Origin of the sequence: Prosthecodimorpha staleyi, from assembly GCF_018729455.1 — a bacterium.
GTDB classification, from domain to species: domain Bacteria; phylum Pseudomonadota; class Alphaproteobacteria; order Rhizobiales; family Ancalomicrobiaceae; genus Prosthecodimorpha; species Prosthecodimorpha staleyi.
Map to the genome: position 1 here is coordinate 231,868 of NZ_JAHHZF010000008.1, position 22,452 is coordinate 254,319.

18 protein-coding genes are annotated in these 22,452 nt (G+C 71.0%); 6 read left to right on the forward strand and 12 right to left on the reverse strand.

Translation table 11 applies throughout. The features are described from left to right. Positions 1 to 20: 20 nt before the first annotated feature. The 4 genes from KL771_RS17395 to KL771_RS17410 all read right to left on the reverse strand — a co-directional run bounded on the left by KL771_RS17395 (position 21) and on the right by KL771_RS17410 (position 4,478). Positions 21 to 776 (reverse strand): SDR family NAD(P)-dependent oxidoreductase, encoded by a 756-nt coding sequence (locus tag KL771_RS17395; RefSeq protein ID WP_261969803.1) that lies wholly within the window; start codon positions 774 to 776, stop codon positions 21 to 23. A gap of 124 nt (positions 777 to 900) precedes the next feature. Further along, positions 901 to 2,574, reverse strand: a complete 1,674-nt coding sequence (locus tag KL771_RS17400; RefSeq protein ID WP_261969804.1) for an ABC transporter permease — start codon at positions 2,572 to 2,574, stop codon at positions 901 to 903. A 13-nt stretch (positions 2,575 to 2,587) separates the two neighbouring features. Further along, on the reverse strand, positions 2,588 to 3,808 hold the full coding sequence (locus tag KL771_RS17405; protein ID WP_261969805.1) for an ABC transporter substrate-binding protein: 1,221 nt from the start codon (positions 3,806 to 3,808) through the stop codon (positions 2,588 to 2,590). 199 nt (positions 3,809 to 4,007) lie between these two features. Next, positions 4,008 to 4,478, reverse strand: coding sequence for an Lrp/AsnC ligand binding domain-containing protein (locus KL771_RS17410; protein WP_261969806.1), 471 nt, complete (start codon positions 4,476 to 4,478; stop codon positions 4,008 to 4,010). A gap of 112 nt (positions 4,479 to 4,590) precedes the next feature. Here KL771_RS17410 and putA point away from each other — a divergent pair, with 112 nt between their 5' ends. Both putA and hrpB read left to right on the forward strand, forming a co-directional pair. Next, positions 4,591 to 7,746, forward strand: a complete 3,156-nt coding sequence (gene putA / locus KL771_RS17415; RefSeq protein ID WP_261969807.1) for a bifunctional proline dehydrogenase/L-glutamate gamma-semialdehyde dehydrogenase PutA — start codon at positions 4,591 to 4,593, stop codon at positions 7,744 to 7,746. 340 nt (positions 7,747 to 8,086) lie between these two features. Continuing rightward, positions 8,087 to 10,585, forward strand: coding sequence for an ATP-dependent helicase HrpB (gene hrpB / locus KL771_RS17420; RefSeq protein WP_261969808.1), 2,499 nt, complete (start codon positions 8,087 to 8,089; stop codon positions 10,583 to 10,585). Between the two features lie 16 nt (positions 10,586 to 10,601). Here the strand turns inward: hrpB and KL771_RS17425 are convergent, their stop codons facing one another. The 8 genes from KL771_RS17425 to KL771_RS17460 form a co-directional block, all read right to left on the reverse strand. Continuing rightward, complete coding sequence (locus tag KL771_RS17425) at positions 10,602 to 11,321, reverse strand: alpha/beta fold hydrolase (protein WP_261969809.1); 720 nt, start codon at positions 11,319 to 11,321, stop codon at positions 10,602 to 10,604. Between the two features lie 72 nt (positions 11,322 to 11,393). After that, entirely contained in the window at positions 11,394 to 11,672 is a 279-nt protein-coding gene (locus tag KL771_RS17430) for a type II toxin-antitoxin system ParD family antitoxin (RefSeq protein WP_261969810.1), read from the reverse strand. A gap of 203 nt (positions 11,673 to 11,875) precedes the next feature. Beyond that, positions 11,876 to 12,409: a GNAT family N-acetyltransferase gene (locus tag KL771_RS17435; protein WP_261969811.1), complete on the reverse strand. Its 534-nt coding sequence runs from the start codon at positions 12,407 to 12,409 to the stop codon at positions 11,876 to 11,878. A gap of 11 nt (positions 12,410 to 12,420) precedes the next feature. Continuing rightward, positions 12,421 to 13,284, reverse strand: a complete 864-nt coding sequence (locus KL771_RS17440; protein ID WP_261969812.1) for an ABC transporter permease — start codon at positions 13,282 to 13,284, stop codon at positions 12,421 to 12,423. Between the two features lie 10 nt (positions 13,285 to 13,294). Continuing rightward, the gene (locus KL771_RS17445) at positions 13,295 to 14,083 is read right to left on the reverse strand and encodes an ABC transporter ATP-binding protein (protein WP_261969813.1); all 789 of its coding nucleotides are present in this window, start codon (positions 14,081 to 14,083) and stop codon (positions 13,295 to 13,297) included. A gap of 198 nt (positions 14,084 to 14,281) precedes the next feature. After that, on the reverse strand, positions 14,282 to 15,310 hold the full coding sequence (locus tag KL771_RS17450) for a glucokinase (RefSeq protein WP_261969814.1): 1,029 nt from the start codon (positions 15,308 to 15,310) through the stop codon (positions 14,282 to 14,284). Positions 15,311 to 15,500: 190 nt separating this feature from the next. After that, positions 15,501 to 16,358 carry a DUF1194 domain-containing protein gene (locus KL771_RS17455; protein WP_390867062.1) on the reverse strand — a complete coding sequence of 286 codons (858 nt, stop codon included), beginning with the start codon at positions 16,356 to 16,358 and terminating at the stop codon, positions 15,501 to 15,503. Positions 16,359 to 16,500: 142 nt separating this feature from the next. Then, a complete protein-coding gene (locus tag KL771_RS17460; RefSeq protein ID WP_261969816.1) occupies positions 16,501 to 17,364 on the reverse strand; it encodes a DUF1194 domain-containing protein in 864 nt (287 codons plus the stop codon). A gap of 389 nt (positions 17,365 to 17,753) precedes the next feature. Here KL771_RS17460 and KL771_RS17465 point away from each other — a divergent pair, with 389 nt between their 5' ends. From KL771_RS17465 to KL771_RS17480, 4 genes are all read left to right on the forward strand, one after another. Further along, entirely contained in the window at positions 17,754 to 18,749 is a 996-nt protein-coding gene (locus KL771_RS17465; protein WP_261969817.1) for a BMP family lipoprotein, read from the forward strand. A 226-nt stretch (positions 18,750 to 18,975) separates the two neighbouring features. Then, positions 18,976 to 19,728, forward strand: coding sequence for an MBL fold metallo-hydrolase (locus KL771_RS17470; protein WP_261969818.1), 753 nt, complete (start codon positions 18,976 to 18,978; stop codon positions 19,726 to 19,728). A gap of 72 nt (positions 19,729 to 19,800) precedes the next feature. Further along, positions 19,801 to 21,345, forward strand: coding sequence for an ABC transporter ATP-binding protein (locus KL771_RS17475; RefSeq protein ID WP_261969819.1), 1,545 nt, complete (start codon positions 19,801 to 19,803; stop codon positions 21,343 to 21,345). Continuing rightward, positions 21,342 to 22,451, forward strand: a complete 1,110-nt coding sequence (locus tag KL771_RS17480; RefSeq protein ID WP_261969820.1) for an ABC transporter permease — start codon at positions 21,342 to 21,344, stop codon at positions 22,449 to 22,451. Before KL771_RS17475 ends, KL771_RS17480 begins: the two co-directional genes overlap by 4 nt. Position 22,452 lies beyond the last annotated feature (1 nt).

Sequence of the window (22,452 nt, forward strand, 5' to 3'; positions counted from 1 at the left end):
GGGCGTGGCGCGCCTCGCGCCTAGAGATGCTGGCCGCCGTTGATGTGGATCTCCGAGCCGGTGATGTAGGAACTCGAATCCGAGCACAGATAGTAGATGATGTCGGCGACCTCCTCGGGCCGGCCGAGCCGGCGCATCGGGATCTGCTCGACGATCTTCTCGGTGCCGGGCGAGAGGATCGAGGTGTCGATCTCGCCGGGGGCGATGGCGTTGACGCGCACGCCGTGCGGGCCGAGATCGTGCGCCATCTCGCGGGTCAGGCCGGCCAGCGCGGCCTTCGAGGTCGCATAGGCGGTGCCGGCGAAGGGATGCACCCGCGTGCCGGCGATCGACGAGACGTTGACGATCGAGCCGCCGGCCGCCTTCAGTTCCTTGAACAGCCCGCGCGCGAGCAGGACCGGCGCGTAGAAGTTCACGTGGAAGACCGAGTGCCACATGTCCATCGGCGTCGACAGCGAATCGAGCCGCTGCTTGTTTTTGTCCTTCGGGCTGATCGCCGCATTGTTGACGAGGCCGTACAGCTTGCCGCCGGAGGATTCCAGCCGCCGCCGCATCTCCGCGATGGCGATGCCGACATTGACCGGATCGGCGAGATCGACCTGGATGTGATCCTCCGGCCCCATCGGCCAGGGGCATTTGTCGGAGAAGGGCTGGCGCGAGCAGGTGATCACCCGCCAGCCGGCGGCCGAGAAGCGCTTCACCGTGGCATGGCCGATGCCGCGGCTGGCTCCGGTCAGCACGATGGTCTTGCGTTCGTCGAGCGCGGGCGCGGCCATGTCGGTCCTCGGAAGTCTGGGAATATGGGTGTGATATGGGGGCGGCGGCGGCGGAGCGCGACCGGCATTCGGGCGGACCTTAGAGCATTTTGTGCACTTCAGGAAATCGCTTTGGAAAGACCGGTCAGGCGGAAACCGGCTGCCTGCGCCTGAGCGCGAGGGCCCGGACGGCGAGCCCCGTCAGGGCGAATCCGGCAAAGGGCAGAAGGGCCTGGACCAGGGCCGTGGCGCCGGTGATGCGGCGGTCGGCCCCGCCGGCCAGCGCCAGGGTCTCGGTCGTGATCGTGGCGACGCGCCCGCCGCCGAGCACCAGGGTCGGCAGGTAGAGGGCGATGCTGACCGCGAAGCCGACGGCGGCGGCGGTCAGGAGCGGACCGGCCAGCAGGGGCAGGCGAACAGCGAGAAGACGCCGCAGCGGTCCGGCCCCGAGGCTCGCCGCGACCGGCTCCAGGCGCCGGTCGAGCCCGGCCCAGGGTCCGGCAAGCGAGAGATGCACATAGGGCACGACCTGCGCGACATGGCCGATCAGGACGGTCGACGGTCCCGGCGTCAGGCCGGCCGCCGACAGGGCGACATCGAGCCCGAACAGCCAGCTCGTCTCCGGCACCAGGATCGGCAGGAACAGCAGGACCGCGACCGGCCCTGAGGCGCGGCTCCCGGGCGGCGCGCCGGCGAGGAGCACGATCGCGGCGAGGAGCGCGATCGCGGCCGCGGCGAGGCCGAGCCCGGCGCTGGTCAGGATCGGCCCGGCCAGGGCGGGCGCGAGGCCCGTCCAGGTGGCGAGCGACCAGCCTTCGGGCCAGGCCGCCGGAAAGCGCCAGGCGGTCGCGACCGACCAGAGGGCCAGGGCAGCGGCCCCGAGGCCGATCGCGGCGATCGGAAGACATGCCAGCGCCCCGGCCGCGATCCGGGCGGCGCGATCCTCGACCCGCCGGCGCCCCGAAATCGCCGCCGCGGCGAGCCGGCGTCGTACCGCCGCCTCCAGGGCGAGCACCGCCAGCGCGACGATCCCGGTCACCAGCGCCTGCAGCACGGTACCGGCCGCGGCGATCGTCCGCATGGTGAGATCGGGCTCGGCGAACCAGCGCAGCACCCGCACCGGCAGGGGCGGCGGGCCGGTCGGACCCAGGATCAGCGCCATGTCGACCGATCCGCTGGCATAGGCGGCGACCGCCAGCAGCGGCAGGCGGATGCGCGGCAGCAGGCGCGGCCCGACGGCGACCAGGAACCCCTTCATGCGCCCATAGCCGAAGCCCGCCGCCACCTCCATCGCCTGCGCGGGCGCCGTCTGCGGCAGGACGGCGAGCGCCACCAGCATGAGGAACGGCACCTCCTTGGCGACCAGCCCGGCCAGCAGGGCGAGGCCGAGCGGATCGTTGACCAGGGTGAAGTCCGGCGGCCGGTCGAAGCCGGTCGCCCAGGGCGACAGGAGGCGCAGGAACCAGCCGGACGGCGCAAGCAGGAAGGCGAGCCCGAAGGCGGCGGCGGCATGCGGGATCGAGAGCAGCGGGCCGATCAACCGGACGAAGAGCCGGAACGGCCGCGTGCCGTGGAAGGCGGCCAGCACGAGCAGCACGATGGCGAGCGACAGCGCCGCGGCCGCGATGCCGAGCGCCAACGCGGTCGCAGCCGAGCGGGCGAGGCCCGGCATGGCGAAAAGGCGGCTCCAGGCGTCGAGCGACGGGCCATGCGCTCCGATGGCGGGCAGGTGCCCGAAGGCCGGCAGCAGCGTGCCGGCCAGCCCGACCGCGACCGTGCCGACAAGGCCGGCCAGCACCAGGATCGCGGCGAGGCGCATGGGCCGCGCTGTCTCAGCGGACCGCGTAGCGCTGCGCCCAGGCCGCCGCCAGGGCGGTGGTCCAGCTCGGATGCGGCTCGGGCAGGACCGGGCCGAGCGCGTCCGGGGCGAGGCTCGCCGCGCCCAGATCGAGCGCGCGGAAGCGGGCCCGCTCGGCTTCCGGCAGCCGGTCGACGGCGAGCACGGTCGGATCGCCCCAGCGGTTCGGGTCCTGCTTGGCGGCCTGCGCCTCGGGCGACATCAGGAAATCGGCCAGCACCAGCGCGCCGGCCTTGGCCTTGGCATTGAGCGGGATGGCGACGAAATGCGTGTTGCCGAGCGTGCCGCCGGCGAGCGTGAAACTGCGGACCGTCGCCGGCAACTCGCCGGAGCGGACGGCGGTCGCCGCATCGCCCGGATTGAAGGTGAAGCCGATATCGGTCTCGCCGTCGGCGACCAGCCGCCGCAAGGCCGCGACATTGGCCGGGAAGACCTTGCCCTGGCGCCAGAGATGCGGGTGCAGCGCGTCCAGATAAGCGAAGACCGGGACGAAGCGCGCCTCCGCCTCGGCCGGGTCGAGCGGGCGGGCGAGGGCGGCACGGTCGGCGGTCCGGGTGACCAGGATCTGCTTCAGGAAGGTCGTGCCGAGGAAATCCGGCGGTTCGGGATAGGTGAAGCGGCCGGGATGACGGCGGGCGTAATCGGCCAGCGCGTCGAGCGAGGCCGGCGGGGTGGGGACGCGGGCGCTGTCGGCATAGAAGGTCAATTGCGCCATGCCCCAGGGCGCCTCCATGCCGTCGGTCGGAACGGTGAAGTCGGCGACGGTGGTCGGCTTGCCGGCCACGTCGACATGGCGCCAGTTCGGCAGGCGTGTCGCCCAGCCAGTCGGCCAGAGCAGGCCGGCCTTCTTCATGGCCGCGAAATTCTCGCCGTTGATCCAGACCAGATCGACGCTGCCGTCGCGGTCGCGCCCGGCCGATGTCTCGGCCAGCACGCGCGACACCACCGCCGACGTCTCGGCGACCTTGACGTGGACCACCTCGACCCCGAAGCGCGCCTTCGCCTGCCCGCCCGCCCAGGCGATATAGTCGTTGATGCGCGTCTCGCCGCCCCAGGCGTGGAAATAGACCGTCTGGCCCTTCGCGGCGGCCAGGACCGCGGCCCAGTCGGCCGGATCGGGATCGGCCGCGCGCGCGGCGGTGAGGCCGAGGCCGAAGGCCAGTCCGGTCAGTGCGGCGAGGAGGCGGGCGAGCATCTGGCGGGTCTCCGGGTCGGCGGCAGGCCGTGCCGCGGTTCGGATAGACCGCGCGCCGTCGCCGCGGTCAAGCCGCGCCGGAGCGCACGGTTGCGTGTTCCGGCCGGCAGCGGACGTTGCCCCGGGGCAGCGGGCAGTGCCCGCCAGCGGGCCTTGCCCGTGCGGGCGTCCCGGAAGGCCGTCCAACGGCGCCACGCCGTCAGATCGGCAGCATGTCGGTCGCCTTGACCTCCTCCATGACCGCATAGGTGCGCGTCTCGCGCACGCCCGGCAGGGCCAGGATGACCTCGGCCAGGAAGTGCCGGTAGGCGGCCATGTCGCGCACGCGGGACTTGATCAGGTAGTCGAAGCCGCCGGCGACCATGTGGCATTCCATCACCTCCGGCGCGCGGGCGACCGCGGCCGCGAAGGCATCGAACACGTCCGGGCTGGTGCGGTCGAGCATCACCTCGACGAAGACCAGCAGGCCGCGGCCGAGCTTCTGCGGATCGAGCCGGGCGCCGTAGCCGCGCACGAAGCCGTCGCGGGTCAGCCGCTTCAACCGCTCCGAGACTGCGGTCGCCGAGAGTCCGACCCGCTCGGCCAGATCGGTCGTGGTGATGCGCCCGTCCGACTGCAGGATGGAGAGGATGCGACGGTCGATTCGGTCGATGGGGATTTCACTGTCCATAACGCCAATCATAGCGAAATCACCGGTCCAATGTCTCCATCTTTGGTGAAAGCCGCGCTCGATCCTGACGTATGATGGGACATCCCCAACGCCCGACCGTCCGGAGCCGACCATGGCCGCTGCCGCCGATTTCTCCGCCGCCCATCCCGCGCCGTTCCGCGCCGCCTTCGCGCCCGACGACCGCGGTCTGGTCGCGCGCCTGATCGAGGAGACGCGGTTGGTCGAATCCGCCGAGGCGCGCATCGATGCCGAGGCGACCCGGCTGATCGAGGCGATCCGGACCGACCGCAATGCCTTCGGGGTCGAGGAGTTCCTGCGCGAATATTCGCTCTCCACCAAGGAGGGCTTGGCCCTGATGGTGCTCGCCGAGGCGCTGCTGCGCGTGCCGGATCCCGAGACCACCGACCGGCTGATCGAGGACAAGCTGCGCCAGGCCAATTTCGAAGGCCACGAGCGCAAGTCGGACGGCTGGCTGGTCTCCGCCTCGACCTGGGCGATGGGCCTGACCGCCCGCATCCTGCAGCCGGGCGACACCCCGGAGGGCATTCTCGGCGGCCTCGTCAAACGGCTCGGCCAGCCGGCGGTGCGCACCGCCGCCCGCCAGGCGATGCGGGTGATGGGCCACCAGTTCGTGCTCGGCGAGACCATCGACGACGCGCTCGGCCGGGCCCGCGCGCTCGAGGCCAAGGGCTATCGCCATTCCTACGACATGCTCGGCGAGGGCGCCCGCACGGCCGCCGATGCCGACCGCTACCTCGCCTCCTATGCGGGTGCGATCGAGAAGATCGGCAAGGCCGCCGGCTCGTCCGCGCTGCCGGCTCGTCCGGGCATTTCGGTCAAGCTGTCGGCGCTGCACCCGCGCTACGAGGCGGTCAACCAGGAGCGCGTCATGCGCGAGCTGGTGCCGCGCATGATCGATCTGGCCCGATCCGCCAAGGCCTACGACCTCAACCTGACGGTCGATGCCGAGGAGGCCGACCGGCTGGAACTGTCGCTCGACGTGATCGCCGCCGTGCTGGCCGATCCGACGCTGGCCGGCTGGCACGGTTTCGGCCTCGCCATCCAGGCCTACCAGAAGCGCGCGCCGGAGGTGGTCGAGTGGATCGGCGATCTTGCCGAGTCCTATGGCCGGCGCCTGATGGTGCGCCTCGTCAAGGGCGCCTATTGGGATACCGAGGTGAAGCGCGCGCAGGAGCGCGGGCTCGCCGGCTATCCGGTCTTCACCCGCAAGGCGGCGACCGATCTCTCCTATCTGGCCTGCGCCCGCCGCCTGCTCGCCCGGCGCGACCGCATCTACCCGCAATTCGCCACCCACAACGCGCTGACCGTCGCCCAGATCATGGAGCTCGGCGGCCATGACGGGCGGGCCGGCGGCCGCGCCGCGGCGGCCTCGCTCGGCTTCGAGTTCCAGCGCCTGCACGGCATGGGCGAGAGCCTCTACCGCGCCGTGACCGAGCAGGAGGGCGTGCCCTGCCGCATCTATGCCCCGGTCGGCGGCCATCGCGACCTGCTCGCCTATCTGGTCCGCCGGCTCCTGGAGAACGGCGCCAATTCCTCCTTCGTCGCCAAGGTCGGTGACGATGCCGTGCCGATCCGCACGCTGCTGACCCGCCCGTCCGAATGGCTCGAGGGCGGCGCCCGGGCGGTGCATCCGCGCATCCCGCTGCCGCGCGATCTCTACGGCGCCGCCCGGCGCAATTCCCGCGGCGTGGAATTCGGCGTCGCCGCCGACCGCGACCTGATGCTGAAGGAGGTCTGGTCGTTCCGCGCCGACGAGGTCGCCGCCGCCCCGATCGTCGACGGCCGCCACGTCGCCGGGACCACCCGTCCGGTCCTCTCGCCGGTCGACGGCACGACCCGCGTCGGCACCGTGGTCGAGGCCGATGCGGCGACCGCGATCCGCGCCATGGAGGCGGCCCGGCGCGGCTTCCCGGCCTGGTCGGCGACCCCGGTCGAGACCCGCGCCGCCGCGCTCGAGCGGGCGGCCGACCTGATCGAGGGCAACCGCGACCGCTATCTGGCCCTGCTCGCCCGCGAGGCCGGCAAGACGCTCGCCGACGGCCTCGCCGAGGTGCGCGAGGCGGCCGATTTCTGCCGCTACTACGCGGCCGAAGCCCGTCGGGTGTTCCGCGACGGCGGCACCGTGCTGGCCGGCCCGACCGGCGAGGAAAACCGCTTCCGCCATCGCGGCCGCGGCGTGATCGTGACCATCTCGCCCTGGAACTTCCCGCTCGCCATCTTCCTCGGACAGACCGCCGCCGCGCTGGTCGCCGGCAATGCGGTCGTCGCCAAGCCGGCCGAGCAGACGCCGCTCGTCGCCCACGAGACCGTGCGTCTGCTCCATGCCGCCGGCATCCCCGAGGAGGCGCTGCATCTGGTCCCCGGCGACGGCCGCGTCGGTGCGGCGCTGGTCGCCCATCCGGCGGTCGCCGGCATCGCCTTCACGGGCTCGACCGAGGTGGCGCGCATCATCAACCGCACGCTCGCCGACAAGCCCGGCCCGATCGTGCCGCTGATCGCCGAGACCGGCGGCATCAACGCCATGATCGTCGACGCCACCGCGCTGCCCGAGCAGGTCACCGACGACGTGGTCATGAGCGCCTTCCGCTCCGCCGGCCAGCGCTGCTCGGCCCTGCGCCTGCTCTACCTGCAGGAGGACGTGGCGCCGCGCATGCTGGAGATGATCGAGGGCGCGGCGCGCGAGATGCGCCTCGGCGATCCGTCCGATCCGGCGGTCGACATCGGCCCGGTCATCGATTCCGAGGCCAAGGACCGGCTCGATGCCCATGTGGCGCGCGAGAAGGCGGCGGGCCGGGTCGCGTTCGAGGGCGCCCTGCCGGCCGGCGCCTATGCGGCCGGCACCTGGGTGGCGCCGACCATCGTCCGCCTCGCCCGCGCCGAGGACCTGACGCAGGAGGTGTTCGGCCCGGTGCTGCATGTCGTCACCTGGAAGGCCGGCGAGCTCGACCGCGTGCTCGACGGCATCGGCGCGACCGGCTACGGCCTGACGCTCGGCGTCCATTCGCGCATCGACGCCACCATCGCCCGCGTCTGCGAGCGCCTGCCGACCGGCAACATCTACGTCAACCGCAACATGATCGGCGCGGTCGTCGGCGTGCAGCCCTTCGGCGGCTCCGGCCTCTCCGGCACAGGCCCCAAGGCCGGCGGTCCGGACTATCTCCTGCGCTTCGCCCTCGAACAGGCCATCTCTACCAACACCGCCGCCGCCGGCGGCAATGCCAGCCTGATCGCCATGGGGGAGGAGTGAGAGGGAACGAAGAGACGCGGGGTCTTGTGTCTGCTCGTCCCTTCAGTCATGGACAGCTGTCATGTCGCACAACTCTGAGAAGTTTCTGAATTCGGGCGCAAGTGCCCCCGATTTCTTCGCAGAGCGCGCCGGTACGGGCGATCTCGATGCAGCCCTGCGGTTTCTGTCTCGGGCCGGTGGGGAAGCGCCGGCGGAGGCTGACAGTTGGCCGGTCGACGAGGCCATCGATCGACGGCCGGACTGATCGTCGCCGCAGGTCGCGTCCGGGGTGCCGGAGGCGAACGGATCGTGTCGGGCGACACGTTGCCGGGGTTGCGGGACATGGTCTAGAACCCCGGCCATGCTGCCGATCGATGTCGTTCTCCCGGACCTGCTCGCCCGCCTCGAAGCGGCGACGCGGGTCGTGCTGGTCGCCCCGCCCGGAGCCGGCAAGACCACCGGGGTGCCGCCGGCCCTCCTGGCGGCGGGCTGGCGCGGCGACGGGCGCATCCTGATGCTGGAACCGCGCCGGCTGGCAGCCCGGGCCGCGGCCGCGCGCATGGCGGCGGTGCTCGGCGAGGAGGTCGGCGGCACGGTCGGCTTCCGGGTGCGCATGGAGGCGAAGGTCTCGGCGCGGACCCGGATCGAGGTCGTCACCGAGGGCGTGTTCACGCGGCTGATCCTCGACGATCCGGAACTGACCGGCGTCGCCGCCGTGCTGTTCGACGAATTCCACGAGCGCAGCCTCGACGGCGATCTCGGCCTCGCCCTGGCGCTCGATGCGCAGGGCGCGCTGCGGCCGGACCTGCGGTTGCTGGTCATGTCGGCGACCCTCGACGGTGCCCGTGTCGCCACGGTTCTCGGCGATCCGATGCTCGGCGACGCGCCCGTTGTGACCAGCGAGGGCCGCGCCTTCCCGGTCGAGACGCGCCATCTCGGCCGCGACCCCGGCGAGCGGATCGAGGCCGCCATGGCGTCGGCGGTGCGGCGGGCGCTGGCCGAGGAGACCGGCTCGGTGCTCGCCTTCCTGCCCGGCCAGGCCGAAATCCGGCGCACGGCCGAACAGCTCGACGGCAAGCTCGGCGCCGATGTCGATCTCGCGCCCCTCTATGGCGCCCTGACCCCGCGCGAACAGGACGCGGCGATCCGCCCGGCCGCGCCCGGCCGCCGCAAGGTGGTGCTGGCGACCGCGATCGCCGAAACCTCGCTGACCATCGAGGGCGTGCGCATCGTGGTCGACAGCGGCCTCGCCCGCGTGCCGCGCTACGAGCCGTCGACCGGCATGACCCGGCTGGAGACCGTGCGCGTGTCGCGCGCGAGCGCCGACCAGCGCCGCGGCCGCGCCGGCCGCACCGGGCCGGGCTTCTGCTATAGGCTCTGGGACGAGCCGCAGACCGCCGCGCTGGCCGCCTATGACCGGCCGGAGATTCTGGAGGCGGATCTGGCGAGCTTCGTTCTCGATCTCGCCGCCTGGGGCGTCGCCGACCCGGCCGGGCTGGCCTTTCTCGACCCGCCGCCGAAGCCGGCCTGGGACGAGGCGGTCGCGCTCCTGAAGGACCTCGACGCCCTCGACGGCGATGGTCGGCTGACCGCGGACGGCCGCGCGCTGCAGCGCCTGCCGCTGCATCCGCGGCTCGGCCACATGGTCATGCGGGCCGCCGACCTGGGCGCTGCGCGGCTCGCCGCCGAGATCGCCGCCGTGCTCAGCGAACACGGGCTCGGCGGCACGGCGGTCGATCTCGAGGACCGCATCCGCCGCCTCCGGCAGGACCGCTCGCAACGTGCCGAGGACGCGCGCCGGCTGGCGCAACGCTGGGCCCGGCTCGCCGGCGCCGATCGCGACGGCCCCGCTTCGACCGCCACTCCGGTCTCGGCAGCTTCCAACGATCCCGCCGATGCCGGGCGCCTGCTCGCACTCGCCTATCCGGACCGCGTCGCGCAGGCGCGCGGCGCCCCCGGCGGCTTCCGCCTGATGAACGGGCGCGGCGCGATGCTGGAGCCGCACGAGGCGCTCGCCCGCCAGCCCTGGCTCGCGGTCGCCGAGGTCCAGGGCACGGCGGCCCGCGCCCGCATCCTGCTCGCCGCGCCGCTGTCGATCGAGGCGATCGAGCAGGATTTCGCCGGCCACATCCGCGAGGAGATCGATGTCCGCTTCGACGCGGCGGCCGGCGCGGTCCGGGCGCGCCGGGTGCGCCGGCTCGGCGCCCTGGTCCTGGGCGAGACGCCGGTCGCCGATCCGGACCCCGCGCTCGTCGCCCGGGCGCTCGTCGGCGGGCTGCGGCAGCGCGGCATCGGGGCGCTGCCGTGGTCGAAGGCCCAGCGTCAGACCATCGCCCGCGTCGGCTTCGCCCGCCGCGCCGATCCCGAAGGCTGGCCCGATCTCGGCGACGAGGCCCTGGCGGCAACCCTTGAGACCTGGCTCGCGCCGCATATCGAGGGCCGGCGTTCGCTCGGCGAGATCGGCGCAGCGGATCTCGGCAACGCCCTCGACGCGCTGATCGGCTGGGACGGCCGGCGCGCGCTCGACCGGCTGGCGCCGATGCATTTCACCGCGCCGACCGGCTCGACCGTGGCGCTCGACTACGAGGCCGAGAACGGACCGGTGCTGTCGATCCGGGTGCAGGAACTCTACGGCCTCGCCCAGCATCCGAGCGTCGCCGACGGCCGGGTGCCGCTGACCGTCGAACTCCTGTCGCCGGCGCACCGCCCGATCCAGGTCACCCGCGACCTGCCCGGCTTCTGGCGCGGCTCCTGGCGCGAGGTCAAGTCCGAGATGAAGGGCCGCTACCCCCGCCACCTCTGGCCCGACGACCCGGCCAGTGCCGTCCCGACCACCCGGGCGAAGCCGCGCGGGACGTGACGGCGGGCGCGATCGCTCAAGGCGGTCCGAGCGACCGGAGGAAGGGCGCCACCGCGTCCGCCGCCTCGCGTGGCCGTCGCTGCAGGAGCATGTGCGGCGCGTCGATCTCGCAATGGGCGGCATCGGGGCGGAGGCGGGCGAGGCTGCGGGCGGCGCCCGGGCCGAGCAGGCGGTCGCGCCGCGCCGAGACGATGAGGATCGGCACCGCCACGGCGGCGAGCTCGGCGCGGGCGTCGACCGTCAGCGCCTCGCGGACGCGGCGGGCGATCACCGCGGGCGCGACCCGCCGGACGACGCGGGCGACTTCGGCGGCAAGTTCGTCGCCGTTCTCGCCGGCGAGGAACCAGCGAATGGGTGCCACGAAGGGCGGCAGGCGGAACAGGAACGGGCGGGCGAGCGGGGCGAGCGCCGCCGGCAGCCAGGGCACCGGGTGTTGGACGAAGGTGGCGACAAGGACCAGCGCGACCAGGCCGGGCGGCCGGCGCGCGGCGATGCGGATCGCCAGCGGTCCGGAGAAGGATTCGGCGACGATGGCGAAGGGTTCGTCCCGCGGCAGCCGCGCTTCGACCAGCGGTATGAGGTCGTCGTAGCCGAGCGGGCGGTCGGCCGGATAGGCGACGACGTCCGGCGCGAGATCGGGCGGCAGCACGGCCAGGAAGCGCTCGAAAAGCTGGCCGGTCCCGTCGAGGCCGGGAAGGAGAATGCAGCGCAACGGTTGCGTGGCTTGCATGTCCATGGAGCGCAGTGGGTCAGTCCCGATCGTCGGCGAGCGACAGATCGTCCGCGGCCCGCGGCGAGACGCGGAGCCTCACCGGCCGGACGTCCGGATGGCGATGCGCTCGCGCAGCCGGGAGAGAACGGCGTCGGCGTCGAGCGACGGCCCGCTCGCCAGCCCTTCTTCCACCATCCGGCGCAGGCGCTGGATGTCCGCCTCGCGCAGTTCCACCTCGTCGGCTTCGTTCGCCGCCCAGGCGGCGACGGCGGCCCTGACCGCCTCGGCCTCGCTGGCGAAGCGGCCATCGACGACGGCGGCTTCGATGGCCCGGGCTTCGTCGTCGGCGAGGTCGACGGTGACGCGCTTGTTCATGGCGATGCTCCTCGGTACAAGTCTAGCACAGGGCCGGAGCGGCCGCGACAGGTTGCAACCACCGCGATGCTCGCGCGACGACGACGCGGAACGGGCGTAGGCGGCCTCGGTTCCGCCCGGACCGTCGATGCCGCGGGTCACCCAGCCGAACACCCGCCGCCTTGGCTGCCCGGGCACCGCCGTTCGGATCCGGAGCGTCTCGCCTACGACAGGCGTTCGAACAGCGTCACCGGCTTGCCGAGATAGGTGGTCTCGGCGAAGGCCGCGAAGCCGGTCTTCTCGGCAACGCGGATCGAGCGGACATGGCTGACCTCGATCATCGCGGTCAGCCGCTTGTCGGGGAAATGTTCGCCGGCCCAGCCGACCAGCGCGGTGACGATCTCGGTGGCGAGCCCGCGCCCGGCGACGGCTGGGGTCAGCGCCCAGCCGCATTCCAGGCTGCCCTCGATCGAGGGCGTCAGGTCGCGCTTCATGTCGTGGAAGCCGGCCTCGCCCAGGAAGGCTCCGGTGTCCCGGTCGAGGACGGCGAAGAAGCCGAAGCCGAGCAGCGGCCAGAGGCCGGTCCGGTTCAGGAACCGCCACCAACTGGCCTCGCGCGTGAACGGCTTGCCGCCGATGAAGCGGGTTACCTCGGCGTCGGCCCACAGCGCCGCGTAGGCGTCGAAATCGGCCGGCTCGTGCGGGCGCAGGATGGTGCGGGCGGTTTCGATCCGCCGGATGTCGGAAGGGGAGGTCATCGGGATGCCGTTCACACGCTGCCGGGGCCGTTGATGCCGCGGGTCGCCCAGCCGATCACCCGCCGCTCGATCGTCTCGGCGATCACATAGAGCATGATGCCCATCACCGCCGTGGCGATCAGCCCCGCGAAGACCAGCGGCACTTCGAAGCGCCCCTGTGCCGCCATCATGAGCGCACCGATGCCCACATTCGCGGCGACCGTCTCGGACATGATCGAGCCGACGAAGGCGACCGTGATGGCAACCTTCAGGCTGGCGAAGAAATAGGGCATCGAGCGCGGCAGGCCGACCTTCATGATGATCTGCCGGTTGGAGGCGCCGAGCGCGCGCAGCACGTCCTTCAGTTCCGGCTCCACGGTGGCGATGCCGGTCGCGACATTCACCAGGATCGGGAAGAAGGAGATGATGAAGGCGGTGATGATCGCCGGCACCGTGCCGATGCCGAACCACAGCACCAGGATCGGCACGATGGCGACCTTCGGGATGGCGTTGAAGCCGATCAGCAGCGGATAGAAGCCGTTGTAGATCAGCGTCGAGGAGCCGATCAGCACGCCGCCGACGAGCCCGAATGCGACCGCGATCAGGAAGCCGACCACCGTGGTGAACAGGGTCTGGCCGGAATTCTCCAGGATCTGAGGCCACCAGGTGATCATCGACTGCACGATGACGTGCGGCGCCGGCAGGATGAAGGTCTTGATCGGGAAGATCAGGCAGATCAGCTCCCAGACCAGGATGAAGCCGGCGATTACCATCCAGGGCATCGCCCGCTCGATCACCTTCGGTCGCTTCCAGAACGGCCGCGGGACCACCCGGTCGATATCGATCTCGTCGGGTGCGGCGGCCGGCGACGCGGGTTGGGCCTCGGTGGCGCTCATGATCGTCTCCTCAGGCCGCATCCTGCCGCGCCGACTGGATCAGGCTGCGCAGCATGTGGGTGATCTCGATGAAATCGGGCAGGTAGGTGGTCTCCAGCGTGCGCGGGCGCGGGAACGGCACGTTATATTCGGCGACGAAACGGCCCGGCCGCGCGCTCATGACCAGGATGCGGTCGGCCAGGAACACCGCCTCGCGCAGGTCGTGGGTGACCAGGATCACGGTCGGCTTCTTCGACATCCAGAGATCCTGCAGCACGCCCCACAATTCCTCGCGCGTGAACATGTCGAGCGCGCCGAAGGGCTCGTCGAGCATCAGGAGCTTGGGCTCGTGGATCAGGGCGCGGCACAGCGAGGCGCGCTGCTGCATGCCGCCGGACAGCTGCCAGGGATAGCGCTTCTCGAAGCCGGTCAGCCCGACCAGACCCATCAATTCGCGCGCCTTGGCGACATATTCGGCCTTGTGGGCGGCGAGCCGGGAGGCATGCGGCTCGACGATCTCGAGCGGCAGCATGATGTTGTCGAGCGTGTTGCGCCAGGGCAGCTGGACCGAGTTCTGGAACGCCATGCCGACGATGCCGACCGGTCCCGTGACCTTGCTGCCGGCCACCGTGACTTCGCCCCTGGTCGGCGGCCAGAGGCCGGTCACCGCCTTCATCAGGGTCGACTTGCCGCAGCCGGACGGACCGACCACGGCCACGAACTCGCCGTCGCGCACCGACATCGAGGCGTTCTTGAGCGCAAGCGTCCCCTCCGTGCCGCCATAGCGCAGCCAGATGTCCTTGAGTTCCACGAAGGCCATCGTCGCTCTTCCCCGCTCGCCCGGACCGGCATGGTGAGCCGGCTGCTGCCGTCACGCAATGCCTGACTTGTTGGTAACGTCAAGCAAGAGGCGGACCAATCGGTGCTCTGCAACCCATCGCGGCCCAAAAGATTGGGGACGGCGACCCTTCCGGTCACGCGGTCGGTGCCCTTGCAGTCGCCGCGCCGCCCGCCGGCCTCAGCCGCCCCGCCGCCAGTGCCGGCCTTCCAGGTCGAGCCCGTAACGCTCCGGATGGGCCGCATAGGCGGCGAGGCCGACCAGGGCGGCGCGCGGATGGCGCACCAGATAGGTCGGGATGTCGGAGACCAATGCCGTGTGGGGTGCCTTGGCCTCGAAGGCGGCGCGGAAGGTGCCGTCGGTCAGGAAGCGCTCGATCTTCTGCGGAATGCCGCCGGCGATGTAGACGCCGCCGCGGGCAAGGCTCGAAAGCGCGAAATCCCCGGCGATCCGGCCGAGCGAGCGGGCGAACAGGCGCAGGGTTTCAAGCCCGATCGCCTCACCGGCCTCGGCGCCGGCGGTGACCTCCTCCGGATGATGGTACGGGCAGGGCAGGCCGCGGGCGGCCGCCACGGCGCGGGCGAGGCGCAGCATGCCGGAGCCCGACAGGATGCTCTCCCCGGTGACGCGCCCGCCGATCCGCTCAATCGCCGCCCAGACCGGCGCCTCGTCCGGCGCCTCCGGACCGAGACTGACATGGCCGCCTTCGCCCGGCACCGGAATCCAGAGCCCGAGCGCATGGACCAGCGTCGCGACGCCGAGCCCGGTGCCGGGCCCGACCACCACCTTGGTGGCCGACGGCCGCTCGGTGCCGCCGCCGATCTGGACCAGGTCGGCGCCGTCGAGCTTCAGCGAGGGCAGGGCGAGCGCCTGCGCCTCGAAATCGTTGATCAGGAGGACGTCGTCGAGACCGAGACGGTCGATCATCGCGCGCGGGCGGATCACCCAGGGGCAGTTGGTCAGCGCCACCTCGTCGCCGGTCACCGGTGCGGCCAGCGCCATCACGGCGCTGCGCGGCGCCGGATCGACATGGCCGAGGCTTTCGATGGCGGCGATCGGGTCGGGGAAATCGGCCGTGTGGACCGTCCGGTAGCCCGCAATGTCGGCGCCGCGATCGGCGATCAGGGCGAAGCGGGCATTGGTGCCGCCGATATCGGCGACCAGGACCGGGAAGGGAAAACTGTCGCGGGAGAGTTCGGGAGAGGGCACGGCCGGCCGGTTCCTTGAGGATTGCGGGTGCGATTCGGCCTGAACCGGCCGCGATGCCGACCGTTCCCCCCGAACCGGCGCCATGATGCACCGAAGCCGCGCCGTCCGCATCCCGGGTTCCGGCGATCGAGCGGTATCCCGCAGTCAACCGGCTCGGGGGCCGTGGGGCCCCCAGCGCATCGGCGCCCGCTCAGTTGCGCATCCAGTCCTGCCGTTCCTGCCACAGCCTCTCGCCGACCAAGCAGAGCGGGTTCAGCTTTTCGGCAGCCGGAACGATGCGCGGTTCGCGGGAGGCCGGCGTCGCGGGTGGGAAGTCGCCGGCGATCTCCATCAGGAGCTTCATGCGGGTGGCCGCCAGGAAGGCCTCGCGGGTCTTGATCGGCACCATGAAGGAGCCTTCGCCGCCGACCACGCATTCTCCGTAGTAGGTGTCGAGATCGGTGATGTCCATGGTGCCGAAATTCGGCCGCTTGATCAGGATCGGCAGGCCGTTGATGACGATGCCGCGGTCGAGCACCTCGCGCCGGACCTCCTCGACCGGCAGGCCCTGGTTGTTCGGCCCGTCGCCGGAGACATCGATCACCTGGCGCAGGCCGTCATAGCCGTTGCGGTCGAAGAGCGGCGCGGAGAAGCCGAGCGCGCCCGAAATCGACGTGCGGTAGGCGCGCCGGATCGGCTGGGCCATCAGCTTGGCGACGAAGGCCTCGGCGGCGGCCTTGCCGTCGATCAGCGTCCAGTCGACGGTCAGCCGCTGCTCGGCCGCGCCGGCCCATTCGACATAGGCGACGGCGATGCGCTGGTTCGGGCCGCGCCGGATCGCCTCCAGGACCTCCGGCGAGGTGATCGCCTCGACATAGCCGGCCCGCTGCAGGCGCTGTTCGTCCTCGTCCATCGAATAGGAAATGTCGACCGCCAGCACCAGTTCGACATCGACCCGGGTCTCCGCCCGGGCCGGCGTGCCGGCGAGCCCGGCCAGGGCGGCGAGCAGGGCAACAAGCGATGCGAAGACACGGACTGGCAAGGCGGACCTCCCCGAAACCGGCACCATTCCAGGCGGATCGTCGTGCAGCGGCGGGACCCCTGCCGGGTCCGCCTCCGACGGCGAAGCCGAAACTGTGTCACGGAACGGTCGCATCGCGAAGGGCGAGGGCGGCGGCGCCGGCCGCCGCCGCCGTCACGCATGCGTGATGCTACTCATAGAAACGGCAGGCCGGCGTGCCGGCCGCCGCCGCCGGGACGACCTTCAGTGCCGGCTGCAGCCCGGCGATCTCGATGATCAGCTTCATCTTCAAGGCCTTGCCGAAATTCTCCATGCCCCGGACCGGGATCATGAACGAACCCTCGCCGCCGATCACGCAATCCTCGTAGTAGCGGTCGAGCTGCGGGGCCGGCGACCAGTCGAGCGTCGTGTCCTTCATGACGATCGGCAGGCCGTTGATGGTCACGCCCTGCGCGACCAGCGCGTCGCGGGCGTCCGAGACCACCAGGCCCTGGTTGTTCGGACCGTCACCGGAGACGTCGACCACCTTGCGGGTGGCGCGGAAGGCGGTGCGGGCGAACAGCTGGCCGGCAAAGTCGAGCGCGGCGCTGATCGAGGTGCGTTGCAGGTTGTTGAGCGGGGCGGCCCGAATCCGGGCGGCGAAGTCGCGCGCGGCGTCCTCGCCGTCGATGATCGTCCAGGGCGCGATCAGGACCTGCTGGTCCATGCTGCCCCATTCGAAATAGGCGACCGCGATGCGGTGATGGCGGCCGAAGCGGATCGCCTGGATGACCTCCGGGGCGGTCAGGGCGTCGACATAGCCGTCGCGCTGCAGGTGCTGTTCGTCCTCGTCCATGCTTTGCGAGGCATCGACGGCCAGCACCAGGGCGACGTCGACCTCGATCGGGGCGATGCCGGCATAGCCGCGCTGGGCGGCGGCCGGGCTGGCGGCGAGGGCGGCGAGCAGGACGGCGAGACCGGTCCGGAGCCCGGCGGCGGCATATCCGGAGCGGAGCCGGGACGCGAGGCGCGACCACGAAGAGAGGCGGGTCCACGAAGAGACGAGAGCATGCACGGCAAGCCTCCATTGGCTGCGAGGGCTCCCGGCTATTCCTCCCGGACGATGCACGGCACGGGTCTGGCGTCAGGACCGGACCGGTACGCGGCACCGCCTTTCGATCCGATCCTTGGCGGAAGACCTCGGCGGGCCGGCCTGGATCGGGTCACGTCGTTTCACCTGCACAATCTTTCCTCATGCCTCGATTCTGTTCAAGCAACTCCTGATCCCTGAGGCGGCTCACCGAGTCTGGGTGGCAATCGTGCAACATTTCTTAACGGTGGGCCTGGGTCGGCCCGCCGGCCGGCGACGACGCAACGGCATGCTGGGGGCTCGCCAAGCCTTGGGGCTTCATGCCAACATCGTCCATCCGGGCGGAAACGGGCCGCCGCATGAGGGAGTGAGACATGTCGAAATTCGTCACCGCGCTGTTCCTGACCATGGCGGCGCTGTCGGCTCCGGCAGTGGCGCAGCAGTTCCAGCCCGCGATTCTCTACGACCTCGGCGGCCGCAACGACAAATCCTTCAACGAGGCGGCCTTCATGGGCGCCGAGAAGTTCAAGAAGGACGCCGGCGCCGAGTATCGGGACTTCGAGATCCAGAACGACGCCCAGCGCGAACAGGCGCTGCGCAACTTCGCGCGCCGCGGCCAGAACCCGATCATCGCCATCGGCTTCAGCCAGGCCCAGGCGGTCGAGAAGGTCGCCAAGGAGTTCCCGGACATCAAGTTCGCGATTGTCGACATGGTGGTCGACCTGCCCAACGTCCGCTCGATCCTGTTCCGCGAGCAGGAGGGCTCCTATCTGGTCGGCGTGCTCGCCGCGATGGCCTCCAAGTCCGGCAAGATCGGCTTCGTCGGCGGCATGGACATCCCGCTGATCAGCCGCTTCGCTTGCGGCTACGTGCAGGGCGCCAAGGCGACCAACGGCAAGATCGAGGTCTACCAGAACATGACCGGCACCACCGGCGCGGCCTGGAGCGACCCGGTCAAGGGCGGCGAACTGGCCCGCTCGCAGATCGATCGCGGCGCCGACGTGGTCTATCACGCCGCCGGCGGCACCGGCATCGGCGTGCTGCAGGCGGCCGCGGATGCCGGCAAGCTCGGCATCGGCGTCGATTCCAACCAGAACGGCCTGCATCCCGGCAAGGTGCTGACCTCGATGCTGAAGCGCGTCGACGTGGCGGTCTATGACAGCCTCAACGACGCCAAGTCCGGCAAGTTCACGGCCGGCGTCAAGGTGCTCGGCCTCGCCGAGGGCGGCGTCGGCTACGCCATGGACAATAACAACGCGGCCCTCGTCACCCCCGCCATGAAGGCCGCCGCCGACAAGGCCGCCGCCGACATCATCGCCGGCACCATCAAGGTGCACGACTACATGGCCGACAAGAAGTGCCCGTTCTGATCGGGCAGTGAAGCAGGGAGTGGGCAGGTAGGCTGATCGGAAGGCAATAGGCAGTAGGCAATAGGCAATAGGCAGTGGACAGGCGTCCGGTTTTGGGTGCCATCTTCTTCTGGCTGTTGACTATTCACTTGCCCATCGCTCAGCATCTATCTGCCCACTGCCCACTGCCCACTGCCCACTGCCCACTGCCCACTGCCCAAAGCCTCTCCCCCGCCCAGGTCTCCCTATGCACATCCGCTTCATCGGCTCCGGCGACGCCTTCGGTTCCGGCGGCCGGTTCCATACCTGCATCCATGTCGCCACTGCGGCCACCGAAATGCTGGTCGATCTCGGCGCCAGCGCCTTCCACGGTCTGAAGGCGTCCGGCCTCGACCTGAACCGGATCGGCGCTATCCTGCTGACGCATTTCCACGGCGACCATTTCGGCGGGCTGCCCTATTTCATCCTCGACGCTCACTACGTCTCGCAGCGCAAGGCGCCCCTGCTGATCGCCGGCCCTCCCGGCGTGGAGGCAGCCGTGGTCCGGCTCCTGGAGGCCTGCTATCCGGGCTTCATGAAGGCGCCGCGCGTCTATGAAATCCGGTTCGTCGAGATCGCCGAAGCCGTCCCGACAGACATCGCCGGGGCGACCGTCACCGCCCGCCCGGTCAAGCACGATCCCAATCTCGCCTGCTGCTACGGCTACCGGATCGCCGCCGACGGCGTCACCTTCGTCTATTCCGGCGATACGACCTGGACCGATACCCTGATCCCGCTGGCGCAGGGCGCCGACCTGTTCGCGGTCGAATGCTACACGCGGGCGCGGCCGATGGCGGTCCACATGGACTATGCGACGCTCGCCGCCCGGCTCCCCGAGATCGGCGCGCGGCGCGTCGTGCTGACCCATATGAGCCGCGACATGCTCGATCACCCGGAGGATATCCGCCACGAGATGGCTCATGACGGCTTGACGATCGAGATCGGAACGGCGCTACCCTGACCGAAGTGCCGGACGGTCCGGATGCCGGACCCTTGTGCCGGCCGCGTTTTCTGCCGAGAGGCCGCCTGCCGCATGCCGATCGCCCCGATCCCCGATGCTCGGATACCGGCCCTGCCGCCGGCGATCGAACTCGTCGGCATCGACAAGCGCTTCGGCACCGTTCATGCCAATCGCGACATCCATCTGACCGTCGACAAGGGCTCGATCCACGGCATCGTCGGCGAGAACGGCGCCGGCAAGTCGACGCTGATGTCGATCCTCTACGGCTTCTACCAGGCCGATCACGGCCGCATCCTGGTCGACGGCCGCGAGGTGCGCATCCGCTCGAGCGCCGACGCGATCGGGCTCGGCATCGGCATGGTCCACCAGCAGTTCATGCTGGTCGAGACCTTCACGGTGCTCGAGAATGTCATCCTGGGTGCGGAGGGCGCGCCCCGTCTCGCTGCCGCGGAGGCGCGGGCGCGCGGCCTGATCGAGCGGCTCGCCCGCGACTACGGGCTGACGGTCGATCCGGACCGGATCGTCGGCGAGCTTTCGGTCGGCGAGCAGCAGCGCGTCGAGATCCTGAAGGCCCTGTTCCGCGGCGCCGAGACGCTGATTCTCGACGAGCCAACCGCGGTCCTGACGCCCGCCGAGGCCGATCACCTGTTCCGCATCCTCCGCCGTCTCAAGGCCGAGGGAAAGACCGTTGTGATCATCACCCACAAGCTGCGCGAGATCATGGCCGTCACCGACACCGTCTCGGTCATGCGCCGCGGCGAGGTGGTGGCGACTTGGCCGACCGCCGCGACCACTGTCGAGCGCATCGCCGAAGCCATGGTCGGCCGCCGCGTGCTGCTGCATGTACCCAAGGGGTCGTCGGTGCCGGGCCGCACGCTGCTGGCCGTCGAGGGGCTCGACGTGCGCGACGGCCGCGGCGCGCGGCTGGTCGAAGGGGTGACGTTCGACGTGCGTGCCGGCGAGATCGTCGGCATCGCCGGCGTTGCCGGCAACGGCCAGTCGGAGCTTCTGGAGACGATCGCCGGCATCCGCCGTCCGTCGGCGGGCGGCATCCGGCTCGGCGCGGAGGCGATCGGCGGGCTCGATCCGGCCGCCATCCGCGCGCTCGGCCTCGCCCATGTGCCGGAGGACCGCCACCGGATGGGGCTCGTCCTGGCGCTCGAGGCCTGGGAGAACGTCATGCTCGGCTATCAGGACGACCCGGCCTATCAGGCCGGCGTCCTGATCGACGGGGCGGCGGTGCGCGCGGCGGCGGCCGACCGCTTCCGCGGCTACGACGTGCGGCCGCCGGATATCCGCCTGCGCACCGGCCTCTTCTCCGGCGGCAACCAGCAGAAGATCGTCATCGGCCGCGAGATGGAGCGCGATCCGGACGTGCTGCTGGTCGGCCAGCCGACCCGCGGCGTCGATATCGGGGCGATCGAGTTCATCCACCGCCGGCTGATCGCGCTGCGCGACCGCGGCAAGGCGATCCTGCTGGTCTCCGCCGAACTCGACGAGATCCGCAGCTTGGCCGACCGGGTCCTGTGCATGTGCGGCGGGCGCATCGTCGGCGAGTGCCGGCCGGAGACGCCGGAGACGGAGATCGGCCTGATGATGGCGGGGGTGGCGGCATGAGCGGGTCCCGCGGCGAACTGCCGCCGCTCGTCGACTATCTGGTGGTGCCGGCCGTCAATCTGACGCTCGCCTTCCTGGTCTCCGGCCTGGTCGTGCTGGCGATCGGCGAGAACCCGCTCGCGGCCGTCCGGATCATGCTCTCCGGCGCGCTCGGCTATGCCGAAGGCGTCGGCTACACGCTCTACTACACGACCAACTTCATCTTCACCGGTCTCGCCGTCGCCGTCGCCTTCCATGCCGGCCTGTTCAACATCGGTGCGGAGGGGCAGGCGACCATGGCCGGACTCGGCGTGGCGATCGTGTGCCTGGCCTTCGACGGCGCGCCCTGGTGGCTGGTGCTGCCCTTCGCGGTCGCCGCCGCCGCCCTGTTCGGCGCCGGCTGGGCCTTCCTGCCCGGCTGGGCGCAGGCCCGGCGCGGCAGCCACATCGTCATCACGACGATCATGTTCAACTTCATCGCCGCCACCGTGATGGTCTATCTGCTGGTCAACGTCATCGGCAAGCCCGGCGCCATGAACCCGGAGACGCGCACCTTCGCGGAGGCGACCCGGCTGCCACCGATCCGCGACATGCTGTTGCCGCTCGGCTTCGATGTCGGCACCTCGCCGCTGAACCCGTCCTTCTTCCTCGCCGTGCTGGCCGCGCTCCTGGTCTGGCTCTTGGTCTGGCATTCCCGCCTCGGCTACGAGATGCGCGTCTTCGGCTTCAATCCGACGGCGGCCGTCTATGCCGGCATCGATCCGGCCCGGGTGGTGATGGTCGCCATGATGATCTCCGGCGCGCTGGCCGGCCTCCTCGCCGTCAACGAGGTGATGGGGGTGCAGAACCGTCTGCTGCTCGAATTCGTCGGCGGGGCCGGCTTTGTCGGCATCGCGGTGGCGTTGATGGGCCGCGCCCATCCGCTCGGCATCGTGCTCGCCGCCTTCCTGTTCGGCGTGCTCTATCAGGGCGGCGCGGAACTGTCCTTCGAGCGTCCAAAGATCAGCCGCGACATGGTGGTGGTCATCCAGGGGCTGGTGATCCTGTTCGCCGGCGCGCTCGAACATCTCGCCCGGCCGCCGCTCGTCCGGCTGTTCCGCCGCACGCGGCGCACTGCCGAAGCCTGAG

What these genes read in the sequence shown, in the direction of transcription:
- KL771_RS17430 (WP_261969810.1), bottom strand. Translation starts at nt 11,672, where the DNA reads ATGAACAAGCGCGTCACCGTCGACCTCGCCGACGACGAAGCCCGGGCC.
- KL771_RS17410 (WP_261969806.1), bottom strand. Translation starts at nt 4,478, where the DNA reads ATGGACAGTGAAATCCCCATCGACCGAATCGACCGTCGCATCCTCTCC.
- KL771_RS17440 (WP_261969812.1), bottom strand. Translation starts at nt 13,284, where the DNA reads ATGAGCGCCACCGAGGCCCAACCCGCGTCGCCGGCCGCCGCACCCGAC.
- KL771_RS17445 (WP_261969813.1), bottom strand. Translation starts at nt 14,083, where the DNA reads ATGGCCTTCGTGGAACTCAAGGACATCTGGCTGCGCTATGGCGGCACG.
- KL771_RS17470 (WP_261969818.1), top strand. Translation starts at nt 18,976, where the DNA reads ATGCACATCCGCTTCATCGGCTCCGGCGACGCCTTCGGTTCCGGCGGC.
- KL771_RS17465 (WP_261969817.1), top strand. Translation starts at nt 17,754, where the DNA reads ATGTCGAAATTCGTCACCGCGCTGTTCCTGACCATGGCGGCGCTGTCG.
- KL771_RS17455 (WP_390867062.1), bottom strand. Translation starts at nt 16,358, where the DNA reads ATGGTGCCGGTTTCGGGGAGGTCCGCCTTGCCAGTCCGTGTCTTCGCA.
- KL771_RS17395 (WP_261969803.1), bottom strand. Translation starts at nt 776, where the DNA reads ATGGCCGCGCCCGCGCTCGACGAACGCAAGACCATCGTGCTGACCGGA.
- putA (WP_261969807.1), top strand. Translation starts at nt 4,591, where the DNA reads ATGGCCGCTGCCGCCGATTTCTCCGCCGCCCATCCCGCGCCGTTCCGC.
- KL771_RS17435 (WP_261969811.1), bottom strand. Translation starts at nt 12,409, where the DNA reads ATGACCTCCCCTTCCGACATCCGGCGGATCGAAACCGCCCGCACCATC.
- KL771_RS17480 (WP_261969820.1), top strand. Translation starts at nt 21,342, where the DNA reads ATGAGCGGGTCCCGCGGCGAACTGCCGCCGCTCGTCGACTATCTGGTG.
- hrpB (WP_261969808.1), top strand. Translation starts at nt 8,087, where the DNA reads ATGCTGCCGATCGATGTCGTTCTCCCGGACCTGCTCGCCCGCCTCGAA.
- KL771_RS17405 (WP_261969805.1), bottom strand. Translation starts at nt 3,808, where the DNA reads ATGCTCGCCCGCCTCCTCGCCGCACTGACCGGACTGGCCTTCGGCCTC.
- KL771_RS17400 (WP_261969804.1), bottom strand. Translation starts at nt 2,574, where the DNA reads ATGCGCCTCGCCGCGATCCTGGTGCTGGCCGGCCTTGTCGGCACGGTC.
- KL771_RS17425 (WP_261969809.1), bottom strand. Translation starts at nt 11,321, where the DNA reads ATGGACATGCAAGCCACGCAACCGTTGCGCTGCATTCTCCTTCCCGGC.
- KL771_RS17475 (WP_261969819.1), top strand. Translation starts at nt 19,801, where the DNA reads ATGCCGATCGCCCCGATCCCCGATGCTCGGATACCGGCCCTGCCGCCG.